The sequence below is a fragment of the Streptomyces purpurogeneiscleroticus genome (assembly GCF_020024005.1).
Taxonomy (GTDB): Bacteria; Actinomycetota; Actinomycetes; order Streptomycetales; family Streptomycetaceae; genus Streptomyces; species Streptomyces purpurogeneiscleroticus.
The window spans coordinates 18,075-31,465 of the sequence record NZ_NHSG01000295.1; the positions used below are offsets into that span (position 1 = coordinate 18,075).

The window sequence follows — 13,391 nt, forward strand, 5'->3', positions numbered from 1 at the left end:
GACTCACGTACGACGGCGTACGGACCCATGAACGGAAGAGGGGATCGCGGTGGTCATGCAGCGGGAAGCGTTCCTGGATCAGGTCCAAGAACGCGGCGAGTACCCGACCCGTACGGAGGCCGATCGGGCGGCGCGCATCGTCCTGGCGCTGCTGGGTGCGCACTTGGTGGGCGAGGTGCGGGCCGAGCTGGCCGCGCGGCTCCCGGAGACCTTCTCCCTGATTCTGCTGAATCCGCTGCAGGCCGCCGAACCTCTCTCTGCGGAGCGGTTCGTGCGCGCCACCGCGGCGTGGATCGAGGGGGCCACCGAGCAGACCGCCGCCTGGGATGTCAGCGCCGTACTCAGCGTCGCCGCGGACGCGGCCGGCGAGGAGCTCACCCGCCGCATCCTGTTCCAACTTCCCCCGGGCTACGACCTGCTCTTCGGCCGTCCCCAGGAGACCACGGCTCCTGAACACAGCCCATCGAACCGCTGAGCCACGCCGCCCGTCACCGGCCGGCCGCCACCCGGATCCATCCCCTCACCGAAAGCCGCCGGAACGATCCCCTTACCACTTGACAACCCCCTGACCGAGAAAGGCACCCGTCCACCGATGCAGTCCCCCTCGCAGCAGACCGCGACCACGCCGGCCCTGTCCTACGCACAGATGCTGGAACGCGTCCGCTACGACGGCGCCTACCCCACCCGCGAACGAGCCGAAGAAGTCACCCGCGCCGTACTGGCCGCCCTCGGCCGGCGGATCACCGGCGAGGAACGCGTCGAACTCGCCGCCCGCCTGCCCCGCCAGGCCGCGCAGATCTTCACCTCGCAGATACCCGAAGCCGACTCCCTGACCGGCTGGTTCTTCATCAAGGACCTCGCCGCCCGCACGGGCGGCACCCTGGCCACCACGCGCTGGGACGCCGGCTCCGTCCTCGGCGTCGTCGCCCACCTGGCCGGCCCCAGCCTGCTGGACCGCATCCTCGTCCAACTCCCGTCCGGCTACGCCATCCTGTTCGGCCGCGCCGAACTCGTTCAGGCCGCTTGACGGACGCTCCGAGACGTCGTCCCATGCGGGATCAGGGGCCGGGCAGTCGCTCGAAGGCTGCCCGGCCCCTGAAGCTCGGTCGTTCGGCAGCCGGGCACGGCCCGACGGGAGAAGTGGTGGCCGGGCCGTGGGGTGCATGATGCGCCGAAGTGCCCGTCGGGCGTGTCCGGTTCACGCCAAGACTCTGCCGCACTGGTTGTTCGGCTCCTCCTACGCCGCTTAGGTAGCAGTCGCGGGCTCGGACAAGCGCCTCCAACGGCGCTGCTGCACCACTCGCCCTTGCTCGCGCCTCTGCCCACAGCTCGAAACGGAGTACCGTGCGCACACGCAACCTCATCGTCGGCGTCCTGAGCGTCGTCAGTCTGCTCGCCGGCTCGTTGACGACCGCCGGCCCAGCCCACGCCGACGCCCTCGACACCGTCACATGCACTGCGCCCAGCAGCAGCCAGATCAATACCTTCGACCCGCCTCTGACCCGGACCCCAGCGAGCACGACCGCCACTGTCAGCACTCAGTACGGCCCCTGTGTCTCCACAGTCCCGGGTGTGACCTCCGGTAGCCGCAAGGCTCGGTTCAATCGCCGGATGTCCTGCCAGCAGCTCCTCGACAGGGAAACTGCCAAGTTCACCATCACCTGGGACAACGGCCAGACCTCCACTGTCAAGGGCAAGCGAGTTGCCAACGTCGCGGGCGCGCTCTTCACCCTCACTCTGACCGGGACCGTCACCGAGGGCTTGTTCAAGGGCCAAGCCGTCTTACAACAGAACGTTGCGCCCTCCGTCGACATCACGAAATGCACACTCGGAGCCGGGTCGGTCAGCAGCCTCTACTCCGCCGTCACCCTGGAGATCCTCCCCAGCGGGCGATAGTCCGTTCGCCCCCGGTTGCGCACCGGGGGCGAGGGGAAGCTGGTGGTACGCGCTGCTCACCAAGGCTGTCGGCCTGTGGGTTGATTGCCCGTCAGGTTTCGTCCTGCACATCCGTGAGCGGGAAGGTCTCGCTCTCCTCGAAGTCCGGGACCTGGAAGGGGTTCGTCGTCGGAGGCAGCGATGCTGGAGTGGCGCGGCGGGGCGCCCCTTCCGGAGCGGAGAACAGCGAGGTCAGGTCGATGAGAGGTCTCCCATTCGTGACATGGACATGGTGGGGACCAGTGCGCCGTGACCGGGCACAGCGGTCTTACAGCTTGCTCATCTTGGCGTACGGACTCATGATCCGCTCTTGTGCGGAGGTGAAATCCACAAGAACCGCGATCCCGTCCTCGATGCCGATCACGCGGCCGAGGCCGTACACGTCGTGGGTGACCCGATCGCCCACGGCAAACTGCTTGAGAGGCAGCGTATCCGGGGCCTTGAAGGGGCTGGTAGGCAAATGGCGCTTCAGCGCGGCTGGCTTTGTCATTGCCACCAGTATGCGCCTGATCCGCTCGGTGAACAGCTTCAGGGCCTTTTGCTCCTCATCCGGGTGCGTGAAGCGTGACTCCCCAGGACGGTTCCGGGGGCATGGGGTGCACTCCCGGGACGCAGGGCTGCGAGCGCCCGCCGGCGGCATCGCGAGCGGCCCACGGCCGTCGCATGCGTCGATGCGGTGAAACATGGCGTAGAGTGAGGTTCACCGACGCGGGGTGGAGCAGCTCGGTAGCTCGCTGGGCTCATAACCCAGAGGTCGCAGGTTCAAATCCTGTCCCCGCTACTTGAGAGAGGCCCCCGACCACAGGTCGGGGGCCTTCTTGTCCCCACCGCCCGAAGCCGTTCATCCGAAGCTGTCCGCTCGAAGCTGTTCGAAACTGTTCATCCGAAGCCGGATCTCCTCCGGTTTTTCGTGTCAGCGCTCCCGGAAAACGTGCTGCGTACGGGATCTCGGCCGTGCCACGATGGCGGCGGGAAGCGAGGTCTCGTGGACGAGTTGAGGCGATTCCGCCTGGCGCTGGTCGCGTGGGCGGCCGGCGGAGCGGGGGCGGGCGCGGCAGCCGCGGCGGCGCGGGAGCTGGCCGGCGGTGTGCGGACGGTCGTGCTCGTCGAGGGGAGCAGTGATCAGGTCGCGCTCGAAGCGCTGGCCACGCGCTACGGTCGCGATCTTGGTGCGGAGGGCGTCGCGGTAGTACCGCTGGGAGGTGCGACGAGCATCGGACGCTTCCTGGACGTGTGCGGTCCTCCGGGACTCGGCCTCCCGCTGGCCGGTCTCTGCGACATCGGCGAGGAGCGGCATTTCCGGCGTCATCTGGAGCGGGTCGGGCTCGGGTCCGGTCTCACGCACGCCGGACTGGAGGCACTCGGGTTCCATGTGTGCGTCGCCGACCTGGAGGACGAGCTGATCCGCGCTCTCGGGGCCGACGGCGTGCAGCAAGTCATCGACGCCCAGGGCGAGATGCGCCCCTTCCGCATCTTTCAGGGCCAGCCGGCGCAGCGGGAACGGCCCGTGGAACACCAACTGCGGCGCTTCATGGGCACGCACAGCGGCCGCAAGGCGCTCTACGCGCAGGCGCTGGTCGCGCACCTGGATCCGGAGCGCGTTCCCCGGCCGTTGGACAGCCTTCTCGCGCACGTATGACCCGGCCGAGGGCGGCCGGAGGGTGTCCGAGTGGAGTGATTCGGCCGGGATCCCTCACGTCAGGAGCGTGCGCCAGCGGTCGGCCGACTCCCTCATGTCCAGGACGACCCGTTCCAGGAACGTGCCTCCCTTGGCCAGCCGCTGCCCCACGGGGCTGTCGGGCCCGAACCTCTCCGCCGCCGCCATCGCGGCCCGCGCCGACTCGAGCGTCTGCCGTGAGCTGATCACGACGGAGTTGTACCAGGCGTCGTCGTCGACCACATAGACGTCGCGACGCCGCTGCGGATCGCGCTCGCGCCGGACATACCCGTGCTGGACCAGGAAGTTGACGGCAACGGAGACGGAGGCCGGGCTGATGTTGAGCCGGCGGGCCAGCTCGGCTGCCGTGCGCCTGCCGTCCTCGGACAGCAACAGGTCGACGTGCACGCGCGCCGTCATCCGCGGCAGCCCCGACCTGACCGCCAGCTCGATGATCTCCTCTTCCGCCGTGCCGCTCGGCGCACTGGCCGCACGTGCGGGTGCCGGTGTGCCACGCCGCGCCCGCTGGACCGTCGCTTGGTGCGCCTGCTGGGGCCGGTAGCCGCCGGGGCCGCCGTTGCGTGCGACCTCCCGGCTGATCGTCGAGGTCGTACGGTCGAGCCGCCTGGCGATCTCGGCGTAGGAGAGCCCGTCGGCGAGTCCGGCCGCGATGCGCTGGCGGTCCTGCTGGGTCAATCGTCCTCCTGGCATGCCGTCAGTATTGCCTTCGCCGTCATTCATTGCAACGAAGCGTTGCATTCGAGCTCAGGGTCATTGCATCAATTTCCCGCCTCTCACCTGGGTGTATGGCATTCATTCAATTGACGCGATGCTGAATGCAACGTAGCTTTCGGATCGAGCCAAACACGTCCTATCGCGAGATGAGGAATGGCCATGGGGGAATCCCTGCACACCGTCACGACGCTGCCGACGACGCGTCAGTCCGGCTGCCCTTTCGACCCGCCGGCAGAGCTGATCGAGGCCCGCCGGCACAGCCCCATCAGCCGCTACACCTTCCCCGGCGGAAAGCCCGGTTGGCTGATCACCGGATTCGACCTGGTCAGGTCGGTGCTGGCCGATTCACGGTTCAGCTCGCGCAAAGAGCTCATGCGGTACCACCCGACCATCGACTACGGCGACATCGAGGTACCTCCGGCGCCGCCCGGCGAATTCCTCCTCATGGACGACCCGCAGCACAGGCGCTATCGCAAGCCGCTGATGGGCAAGTTCACCGTACGGCGGATGCGACTGCTCACCGACCGCGTCGAGCAGATCACCGCCGACTGCCTGGACGCCATGGAGAAGGCCGGGCCGCCGGCGGACCTGGTGACCGCGTTCGCCAAGCCCATCCCCGCCATCATCATCTGCGAGCTGCTGGGGGTGCCGTACGAGGACCGGGGCTCCTTCCAGGAGAACGTCGAGTCGTTCATGGACGGGGAGACGAGCGACGAGGAGCTGATAGCGGCGTACACCGCGACCCAGAACTACCTCGCGGAGCTGGTGGCCGCCAAGCGCGCGCACCCCACCGACGACGTGCTCAGCGACCTCACCGACAGCGATCTGAACGATGAGGAGTTGAAGGGGATCGCCCTGATTCTGCTGGCGGCCGGGTTCGACACCACGGCCAACATGCTGGCGCTGGGTACCTTCGCGCTGCTGCAGAACCCGGCGCAACTGGCCGCGCTGCGCGCCGATCCCGCGCTCGCCGACCGGGCCGTGGAGGAGTTGCTGCGGTATCTGAGCGTCGCCAAGACGTTCATGCGGACGGCGCTGGAGGACGTCGAGTTGGGCGGCCGGACCATCGAGGCCGGCTCGCCCGTCATCCTGTCGTACCACACCGCCAACCGTGACCCCGAGCGCTTCGCCGACCCTCACCGGCTCGACCTGCAGAGGCAGGACGGCGGACATCTGGCCTTCGGCCACGGCATCCACCAGTGCCTGGGCCAGCAGCTGGCCCGCGTCGAAATGCGGGTCGCGCTCACCGCCCTGGTCCAGCGCTTCCCCACACTGCGCCTGGCCGTACCGGCCGAAGAGGTCAGCCTGCGCCCGGAGACCGCGGACATCTTCGGAGTGAAGAGCCTTCCGGTCACTTGGGACGTGTGACCGCGAGCCGGTGACGGGTGAGGCCGCTGTCCTCGGCCCGCCCTCCACTCGGTACCAGCGGAAGCCGGAACCGAGTGGAGGGCAGCCAATTGGCCAATCGAGGGCAGCTAGGAATCGGGCTGGGTGCTGAGCGGTTCCGATGCGGTGTTCTGCAGCTCCGGTGGTCCGGGCTGCGGGGGCGGCGCCGCCGGTGCTGCCCTGGCCTTGGCGACGGCGGCCCTGAGCTGTTGCTGTACCGCCGGGGGCAACTCGGTGCCCTGAGTGGTGTTCACCAGGTCTCCGGCCAGCCGGTACAGCTTGGTGTTGGTGTTCTGTGAGGCCGTGACCAGCACATCCCAGGCGGCCTCGGGACTCAGACTGAAGGAGGCCATCAACATGCCGCGGGCCAGGTCGATGGTCGGCCGGGTCTGCATGGCCCGTCGCAGTTGGGCGACCAGGGCATGCAGATCCTGGTTGGTGTCCTTGGGCGGGCCCGCTTCGTGGGCGGTAGAGGATGTCATGTGCTTGTCGTCCGGGTTCGGAGGCGTGAACAGGTTCTTCGAGCTGGTCAGATCGAGCAGCCGCTCTACCGCGGGGCTGCTGCAGAGGAGGGTGACGGTCTTGCCCTGTTCCAGGGCGCGCTGGCGCAGGCTGAGCAGAAAGTTGAGGCCGGAACAGTCGCAGAACTCGACCTCCTGCAGGTCCAGATCGACGCCGGTGGCTGAGCGACTGAGGGCTGGGCACAGGTAAGTTCGGAGCCACTGGGCGGCGTCCAGGTCGAGCTCTCCTCGTATCGCTGCGGTCACCCGGTCGCCGTCCGGCAGGACATCGATCGCTGCCAGAAACGGCTGGACCGCAGTCGGCGGAAGGCAACCCTCCCCGTGCCCGGAACCCGCTCCGGCAGGGGGCTGCTCAGAGTACGCAGGCTCTGGCATGGCCTCTCCCTTGTCTGTGCCTACGACCGCTCTCAGGCTGCCGTCCCCGCCCACACACGTCAACTAATACCTGAAAAAGAGTACGTGTTTTTGAAAGCGTGCATGCCCGGTCGTTAAAGTGGGGGGATGGATGGAGTGCCCGAGCCCTACACCGGATGGACGTTCATCACCAATCACGCGCGAGTGCTGGCAGCCATCGCTGACAATCACAGCGCCCGCATCCGTGACATCGCGGCGTACTGCCGCCTTACCGAACGCGCCGTCCAGAAGATCATCGCCGACCTGGAGCAGGACGGTTACCTCTCCCACACCCGGGAGGGGCGCACCAACCTGTACCGCATCGATCCCAGCAAGGTCCTGCGTCACCCGGCCGAAGCCGGCCTGACGGTGGCCTCCCTGCTCTCCCTGCTCGTCCAGGACGAAGCCAACCGCACCACACCCGCGTTCTCCGACAACACCAGCCGACCCCGCTCCAGGGCTTGACCGCCGCAAAATCGTGCCTGCGGACCCCCTCCTGGAGGAGGCGCCTCCCTTCTGCCGGTGGTGGCCAAGCGGCGCGTGAAAGCTCTCGATTACGGCTCTGGATCACGACGCGGACGCCCTGCGGAGCCGATGCTTAGCCAGCCCGTTGCTCGTTACCCGTTGCCTGTCGCCCGTCGACCTGCCGGCCGGGTGGGTCGCGGAGCGCAACGGGACGGTCTCCCGTTCGGGTCACCGGGTCTCCGGTTCACATCACTGTTCACCGTTCACTGGGTGGCGACCTTGTGGACGGTGGTGTCATCAGGGTCCAGCCGCCGCCCGTCCGCGGACAGAACTTCCAGCGCGCGGAGGGGATGTCCCTGTCGGCGGTCGACCAACTCCGAGTGTGGTTCGTCGGGGTCGAAGAAGTGCTGCTCGCCCCACTGCCGCAGCGCCACGATGACGGGGAAGAGCGCCTTGCCCTTCGGAGTCAGTACGTACTCGCGGTAGGCGCTGCCGTCCGAGGCGGGGACGGATTCGAGTACACCGCCGGCGACCAGGGTGCGCAGCCGCGTGGTGAGGATGTTCTTCGCCACGCCGAGGCTGCGCTGGAACTCCCCGAAGCGACGGCTTCCGTCGAAGGCGTCCCGCACGATCAGCAGGGACCACCAGTCGCCGATCGCGTCCACCGACCGGGCGACGGGGCATTCGCTGTCGTCGAAGCGCGTCCTGGTCACCATGGCGTCCCTCACTCTCACAACGGTTGCAACATGCTACCAACCGGGCTACCGTCGCCGTCATTATTGGTAGCAAGATGAAACCAGATGTGCGGGGGAGTGCCGGTGCCCGGAAACGATGAGGCTGTGACGCGACGGACCGAGACACGACGGGCCGAGACGCGACCGGCCGAGGCTCGAAGCGGCGGCGGAGAAGGCTCCGCGTTCGTCCTCTCCCGTGGCGTCGTCGCACTGTTCGCCGTCGCCTGCGGGGTCGCGGTGGCCAACGTCTACTTCTCCCAGCCGCTCCTGGTGACCATGGGCCGCGACCTGGCCATGAGCCCGGCGCTTGTCGGCAGCGTGGTCACCCTCACGCATGTCGGATACGGGCTGGGGCTCTTCTTCCTCGTGCCGCTGGGCGACGTGACCGACCGCAGCAGGCTCATCGTGTCCCAACTGCTCCTTCTCGTACTGGCGTTGGTCGTGGTGGCCGTCGCCCACAACGCGGCGATGCTGCTCGCGGGCATGGCCGCGACGGGGCTTCTCGCGGTCGTCACGCAGACGCTGGTGGCCTTCGCGGCATCACTCGCCCCGAGTGCCGGGCGCGGCCGGGTCGTCGGTCTGGTCACCAGCGGCGTGGTCATCGGGATCCTGCTCGCCCGCACCGCATCCGGCCTCATGGCCGACCTCGCGGGCTGGCGCTCCGTCTACCTGGCCTCGGCGTCGCTCACCGCGCTGCTCGCCCTGGTCCTGTACCGAGTGCTGCCGCGCCACAGCGCCGCGCCGCCGGCGACTCTGCGCTACGGACAGCTCCTGCGCTCCACGATCACCCTGTTCGCACGGGAACAACTGCTGCGACTGCGGGCCCTGTTCGGACTACTGATCTTCGCCGCCTTCAGCACCCTGTGGAGCAGCGTCGCGCTGCCGCTCAGCGAAGCCCCGTACTTCCTGCCCCACAGCGCGATCGGGGCGCTGGGGCTGATCGGTGTCGCCGGCGCCCTGGCCGCGACCGCGGCGGGCCGCCTGAACGACCGCGGACTCTCCCGGCGGACCACCGGCATCGCCCTGGCGCTGCTCACCGCCTCGTGGCTGCCTCTGGCCTTCACCCGCAGCTCACTCTGGGCCCTGGTCGTCGGAGTGATCCTGCTCGACCTCGCCGTGCAGGCGGTCCATGTCACCAACCAGACGCTCATCTACGCGCTGCATCCGGAAGCGGGCAGTCGGCTGATCGGCGGATACATGGTCTTCTACTCGCTCGGCAGCGCCACCGGCGCCATCGCCGCGACCTCCCTCTACTCGGTGGCCGGCTGGGGCGCAGTATGCGCGCTCGGTGCCGCATTCAGCTGCCTGGGACTGGCGCTGTGGGCATGCACTCGACACGGCGCCGCGCCGCTTCCTGTGCGGCATACGCGAAGTCGTACACGGCGAAGTCGGTGAGCGGGACGTAGCCGATGCGCTGGTAGAGAGCGTTGCTGGTGGGGTTGGCCGCGTTCGTGTACAGCACGACCTCCTTGGCGCCTGCGGCGAGCGCGGCGCGGCTGACCTCGACCGTCACGGCGCCCGCGTAGCCGCGACCGCGCAGGTGGGCCGGGGTATAGACGGGGTCCACCCGGACCATGCCGGCGACCATCGGGTTCGCACCCGCCATGGAGACGGGCGTGCCGTCCGGGGTCTCCCACCACGTATAGCGCTTCTCGGCGAAGCGGGTGCCGGCCCAGGAAGCGGCGTTGATGGTGACGTCCTCCCCGACATCCGCGGCGAACTCCCGGCACCAGCGCATGAGGTGCTCATGGTCCCGCTCGCCCACGAGTCGGCCCTGGCCTGCTGGGACCGGCTCCGGCGGGATGAGCGTGCCGAGGCGGTACAGGTGGAGCCGCACGCGGAGCGTCGGCGTTGCGCCTGTGTGCCGCTGCCATGCCTCGGCGAAAGCAGTGGCGGTGCTGTGGTCCGCGCTGACGTACGGAAGGGCGTGCCCAAGGGCAGCCAGGCGGGCGGCGAGCGCATCGGCCTGCTCCGGAGTGAGCGAGGTGGTGCTCAGGCCGCGGGAGGGGAGGCGGTAGAAGGTGGCATCAACTTCGCCCGCTCGCTCCAGCCGGCCGAAGACGGGGACTCCGGCGCCGTACGCGGCGGCACCGAGCGTGCGGAGTTTCTCGGTCACTGTCAGCGGTGTGTTGTGCAGAGCGGGGCGCGAGCGCAGGAATTCCCCGGCTCGGTCGAGGAATTCGTCGACGTCTTCGGTGAGGTACCAGCCATCCGGGCGCATGCTTCATGATCCCTCATGCACTCGACTTCGGGGCTCCGGCTGGCGCGGGAGACTCACGCTCAGCCCGCCTCCGGACGCTGCGCGAGAAAGACGAACTCCCGGCCCGGGCGGTCAGGGGCTTCACGTACGTCGTCGATCGCATACCCCTGCGCGAACAGGTCCGCCTCGACCTCCTCCCGCTCACGGAAACGCAACGTCGAAGCCGAGGTCAGCACTTGGCCGTCCGCCGCGAACACGTAGGTCCAACGAAACGTCACCAGCGGCCGACTTACGTCGGTCACCTCGACCCAGCTCTCGACCGCGCCGACGCCCGGGATCTCCGTCACGTGGTAGGAATCCACCCGGTTCCACTCCTCCCAGGCACGCCTGGCCGGATCCCGGGTCTCGAACATCAAGCGCCCGCCTGGCCGCAGTGATTCGTACGCCCTGCCCAGAGTCTGCTGCCACAGATCCGGGTCCACGATGGCCTGAGCCACGTTCGCCGTCATGGTCGCGAGATCGACCTGCAGTGGTGGGAGTGCCGACACGTCACCGCAGATCCACCGCACCCGTTCACTGCCCGGCTTGCCCCGAGCCACTTCGATCGACGCCTCGGCGGGGTCCACCCCGACAACCTCGATCCCGCGATCGGCCAAGAGCAGCGCGAACACTCCCGTCCCGCATCCGATGTCCAGTACCCGACGTGCTCCGGCCTCTTCCGCCATGTGTACGTACGCGTCGAGATCGCTGCGATCAGGGTCGAGCGAGTCATAGATCGCGGCGAGCCGTGGATGCCCGAAACATTCGTCAGCCATGCAGTCGAAGGTACGTGGCTCCGGTTACTGAGGCCATGCGTGAGCGGCATGTTGCATTAGGAGGGAGCCCCGCCGGTCGGGCCGGCGGGGCTGTGAGGCGTCAGATCATCAGCAGGAGCCGCGTGTGCGGTACTAGCTTGCGGTTCACGCTGGTGCTCTGCACGAAGATGGTGAAGTCGTCGTTGTGGTCCGGCTTCACGCGGACTTCCGTGTCCGGCAGGCCGAGCAGGGCTCGGGCCTGCGGGCCCGTGTACACCCGGTCCGTCTTCTTCTCCAGCACCGCGATCTGCTTCCGTGCCTGGATCTTCTCCGACTTACTCAACTGGTAGAACGCACAACCGGTGCGGTAAGTGTGCCCGCATTCGATGACCCAGTCCCGAATCGCCGCCGCGCGGGCCACCGGTATCAGCTGGTACTCCGACGGCTTCACCGGCGTGAGGCCGGCTGCCTTGATGGTGTCCTTGTTGACTACCTCCGCCCCCGTGGAGAACACCGCCCGCGAGCCCCGGATGCCCTGGGCGCGGCCCATCATGAAGTTCTCGGTGGCCTGCTGGATGACCTGCCCGGCCTCCTCCAGGCCCTGGGTGCTCGTGGCGTCCCAGATGGCGATGTTGTCCTTCGGGAAGCCGCACTGCATGGCCTCGCGCTTGCCCATCTGGTCCGGCACGAGGACGGCCAGCGTCCAGTTGTCCTCCTGCGTCTCGCTCATCGTGGCCACGGCCTGCACCAGCTCCCGCGTGTTGCCGGCAGGGGCGTCCGGGCAGCGATGGCTTGCGTTCTCCTGCCCGTCGGTCAGTACGAACGTCAGGAAGCTGTGGTCGCCGTACAGTTGAGCGGTCTGCGCCAGCTCCCGCTGCGACTTGAGTGTGGCCGCCAGGAGAGCCGTCATCCCACCGACCCGGTACAGCTGCTTCAGGGACGGCATCCGCAGCACGTCCTTGTCGTAGATGACGCACTCCACCTTGTCCGCGAAGACGTACACCGTGACGCGGGTCTCCTGGTCCAACTCCTTCGATCGGCGGGCCAGATAGGCGATCTGCTGGTCGGCGACCTCAACGACCTTGCGGCTCAGGTGTGACATGGACGAGCTGGCATCCAAGACAAGAGCAACGTGGTTGATGTAGTTCTGGCTTCCGGACATGACTGTGTTCCCCCTCTTCCCACTGGATGCTTCCAGCTTCTCACCCACCACTGACAATCGATCTTGGAAGCCGGGACGACGGCAGGGCGCAGGGGTCGGCGGGCAGGTCCCACGGGTGCTTCTACGGGGGCAGTCGAACGGCTGCCCCCACCGCACCTTCTGGTGTCAGTGGTCGTCGGTACCGTCGGTGTCGTGATGGTGGGTAGCGAGGAGACCCGGCTGGTGTTCCTGCGCGGGAACAGCGCCTCGGGGAAGTCATCCGTTGCGGCCGGTCTGCGCAAGCGGTTCGGCCGGGGACTGGCGCTGGTCGGACAGGACAACCTGCGCAGGGTCGTCCTGCGTGAGCACGACCGGCCGGGCGCGGCGAACATCGGCCTGATCGATCTGACGGCCCGCTACGCCCTGGACGCCGGTTACCACGTCGTCGTCGAGGGCATCCTCTACGCCGATCACTACGGGCAGATGCTCACACGGCTGCGCACGGATCACCGGGGGCCGACCCACGGTTATTACCTGGACGTGCCCTTCGCCGAGACCCTGGTCCGGCATGCCACCAAGCCGCAGTTCAGCGGGGTCGGGGAAGCGGAGATGCGCGACTGGTACCGGCCCCTCGATCTGCTGCCCGACGGCATCGAGACCGTCATCGGCGCCACCAGCACCCTGCGTGAAACCGTCAGCCGGATCATGCTCGACACCGGCCTGGCCCACCTGCCCGCGCGGGAAGACTGATCCCGTGCTCGCGGGCGAGGGTGAAACGGCGAAACCCAGCGAGAAGGGAACCGTGACCATGAAACTGACGACCGTCACGCACGTCTCCGTCGACGGCGTGATGCAGGGACTCGGCGGGGCCGATGAGGACCGCAGGGGCGGATTCGAGCGGGGCGGATGGGCTCTGCCGCTTTTCGGCGAGGACAACGAGGCCGCGGCGTTCGTCAACCGGGTCTATCAGCGCGCCGACGCGTTCCTGTTCGGCCGGCTGACCTACGAGATCTTTGCCGGCTACTGGGGAGCGAGGGCTGACTCGGGCGATCCCGTCGCAGCGGCGTTGAACACGCGGCCCAAGTACGTGGCATCGACCACGCTCACCGACCCGCAATGGGCGGACACGACCGTGCTCTCCGGTGACGTCGCGGCGGCCATCGCTGAGCTGAAAGCCGAGCAGGCGGGTGAGCTGCAGGTACACGGCAGTGGCAACCTGGTCCGCCGGCTGTTCGACAATCAGCTCGTCGACGAGATCACCCTGCTCACGTATCCCGTGATCATCGGCCAGGGCACACGGCTCTTCCCCGACACCGGCCCGGACACAGCACTCGAACTGGTCGACTCGCAGTCCACTGCGAAGGGGGTGACGATCCAGGTCTACCGGCCCGCCGGGCGCCCGCAGTACGCAACGGCCACGCCCGACTGAA

Annotated in this window: 16 protein-coding genes and 1 tRNA gene; 10 read left to right on the top strand and 7 right to left on the bottom strand. The window is 68.0% G+C overall.

Annotated elements, in window-relative coordinates:
* The first annotated feature begins 55 nt into the window (after positions 1–55).
* From CCS38_RS18970 to CCS38_RS18980, 3 genes are all read left to right on the top strand, one after another.
* A complete protein-coding gene (locus CCS38_RS18970) occupies positions 56–475 on the top strand; it encodes a DUF2267 domain-containing protein (RefSeq protein WP_223734484.1) in 420 nt (139 codons plus the stop codon).
* Positions 476–592: 117 nt separating this feature from the next.
* Positions 593–1,027 (top strand): DUF2267 domain-containing protein, encoded by a 435-nt coding sequence (locus CCS38_RS18975; protein ID WP_223734485.1) that lies wholly within the window; start codon positions 593–595, stop codon positions 1,025–1,027.
* A gap of 317 nt (positions 1,028–1,344) precedes the next feature.
* Positions 1,345–1,896, top strand: a complete 552-nt coding sequence (locus CCS38_RS18980) for a hypothetical protein (RefSeq protein ID WP_223734486.1) — start codon at positions 1,345–1,347, stop codon at positions 1,894–1,896.
* A 307-nt stretch (positions 1,897–2,203) separates the two neighbouring features.
* Here the strand turns inward: CCS38_RS18980 and CCS38_RS18985 are convergent, their stop codons facing one another.
* Positions 2,204–2,425: a hypothetical protein gene (locus CCS38_RS18985; protein WP_223734515.1), complete on the bottom strand. Its 222-nt coding sequence runs from the start codon at positions 2,423–2,425 to the stop codon at positions 2,204–2,206.
* A gap of 217 nt (positions 2,426–2,642) precedes the next feature.
* On the opposite strand from CCS38_RS18985, the gene CCS38_RS18990 reads away from it, so the two are divergent.
* Together CCS38_RS18990 and CCS38_RS18995 are read left to right on the top strand one after the other, a co-directional pair.
* Positions 2,643–2,716, top strand: a tRNA-Met gene (locus CCS38_RS18990).
* Between the two features lie 204 nt (positions 2,717–2,920).
* A complete protein-coding gene (locus CCS38_RS18995; protein ID WP_223734487.1) occupies positions 2,921–3,574 on the top strand; it encodes an ATP-dependent endonuclease in 654 nt (217 codons plus the stop codon).
* A 54-nt stretch (positions 3,575–3,628) separates the two neighbouring features.
* Here CCS38_RS18995 and CCS38_RS35730 read toward each other — a convergent pair whose 3' ends face one another.
* A complete protein-coding gene (locus tag CCS38_RS35730) occupies positions 3,629–4,303 on the bottom strand; it encodes a GbsR/MarR family transcriptional regulator (RefSeq protein WP_372457115.1) in 675 nt (224 codons plus the stop codon).
* A gap of 183 nt (positions 4,304–4,486) precedes the next feature.
* Here CCS38_RS35730 and CCS38_RS19010 point away from each other — a divergent pair, with 183 nt between their 5' ends.
* Positions 4,487–5,695, top strand: a complete 1,209-nt coding sequence (locus tag CCS38_RS19010; RefSeq protein ID WP_223734488.1) for a cytochrome P450 — start codon at positions 4,487–4,489, stop codon at positions 5,693–5,695.
* Positions 5,696–5,802: 107 nt separating this feature from the next.
* On the opposite strand, the gene CCS38_RS19015 is transcribed toward CCS38_RS19010, so the two are convergent.
* Positions 5,803–6,609 carry an ANTAR domain-containing protein gene (locus tag CCS38_RS19015; protein ID WP_223734489.1) on the bottom strand — a complete coding sequence of 269 codons (807 nt, stop codon included), beginning with the start codon at positions 6,607–6,609 and terminating at the stop codon, positions 5,803–5,805.
* 126 nt (positions 6,610–6,735) lie between these two features.
* Here CCS38_RS19015 and CCS38_RS19020 point away from each other — a divergent pair, with 126 nt between their 5' ends.
* On the top strand, positions 6,736–7,092 hold the full coding sequence (locus tag CCS38_RS19020) for a helix-turn-helix transcriptional regulator (protein WP_223734490.1): 357 nt from the start codon (positions 6,736–6,738) through the stop codon (positions 7,090–7,092).
* Between the two features lie 263 nt (positions 7,093–7,355).
* Here CCS38_RS19020 and CCS38_RS19025 read toward each other — a convergent pair whose 3' ends face one another.
* A complete protein-coding gene (locus CCS38_RS19025) occupies positions 7,356–7,808 on the bottom strand; it encodes a winged helix-turn-helix transcriptional regulator (protein ID WP_223734491.1) in 453 nt (150 codons plus the stop codon).
* 84 nt (positions 7,809–7,892) lie between these two features.
* On the opposite strand from CCS38_RS19025, the gene CCS38_RS19030 reads away from it, so the two are divergent.
* Positions 7,893–9,221, top strand: a complete 1,329-nt coding sequence (locus CCS38_RS19030) for an MFS transporter (RefSeq protein ID WP_263302283.1) — start codon at positions 7,893–7,895, stop codon at positions 9,219–9,221.
* On the opposite strand, the gene CCS38_RS19035 is transcribed toward CCS38_RS19030, so the two are convergent.
* The 3 genes from CCS38_RS19035 to CCS38_RS19045 form a co-directional block, all read right to left on the bottom strand.
* On the bottom strand, positions 9,124–10,047 hold the full coding sequence (locus tag CCS38_RS19035) for a GNAT family N-acetyltransferase (RefSeq protein ID WP_223734493.1): 924 nt from the start codon (positions 10,045–10,047) through the stop codon (positions 9,124–9,126). The genes CCS38_RS19030 and CCS38_RS19035 overlap by 98 nt on opposite strands.
* A 59-nt stretch (positions 10,048–10,106) precedes the next feature.
* The gene (locus tag CCS38_RS19040; protein ID WP_223734494.1) at positions 10,107–10,841 is read right to left on the bottom strand and encodes a class I SAM-dependent methyltransferase; all 735 of its coding nucleotides are present in this window, start codon (positions 10,839–10,841) and stop codon (positions 10,107–10,109) included.
* 100 nt (positions 10,842–10,941) lie between these two features.
* Positions 10,942–11,982 carry a vWA domain-containing protein gene (locus tag CCS38_RS19045; RefSeq protein WP_223734495.1) on the bottom strand — a complete coding sequence of 347 codons (1,041 nt, stop codon included), beginning with the start codon at positions 11,980–11,982 and terminating at the stop codon, positions 10,942–10,944.
* Between the two features lie 195 nt (positions 11,983–12,177).
* Here CCS38_RS19045 and CCS38_RS19050 point away from each other — a divergent pair, with 195 nt between their 5' ends.
* Together CCS38_RS19050 and CCS38_RS19055 are read left to right on the top strand one after the other, a co-directional pair.
* Positions 12,178–12,711: a P-loop NTPase family protein gene (locus CCS38_RS19050; RefSeq protein WP_223734517.1), complete on the top strand. Its 534-nt coding sequence runs from the start codon at positions 12,178–12,180 to the stop codon at positions 12,709–12,711.
* Between the two features lie 58 nt (positions 12,712–12,769).
* Positions 12,770–13,390 carry a dihydrofolate reductase family protein gene (locus tag CCS38_RS19055; RefSeq protein ID WP_223734496.1) on the top strand — a complete coding sequence of 207 codons (621 nt, stop codon included), beginning with the start codon at positions 12,770–12,772 and terminating at the stop codon, positions 13,388–13,390.
* Position 13,391: the final 1 nt, after the last annotated feature.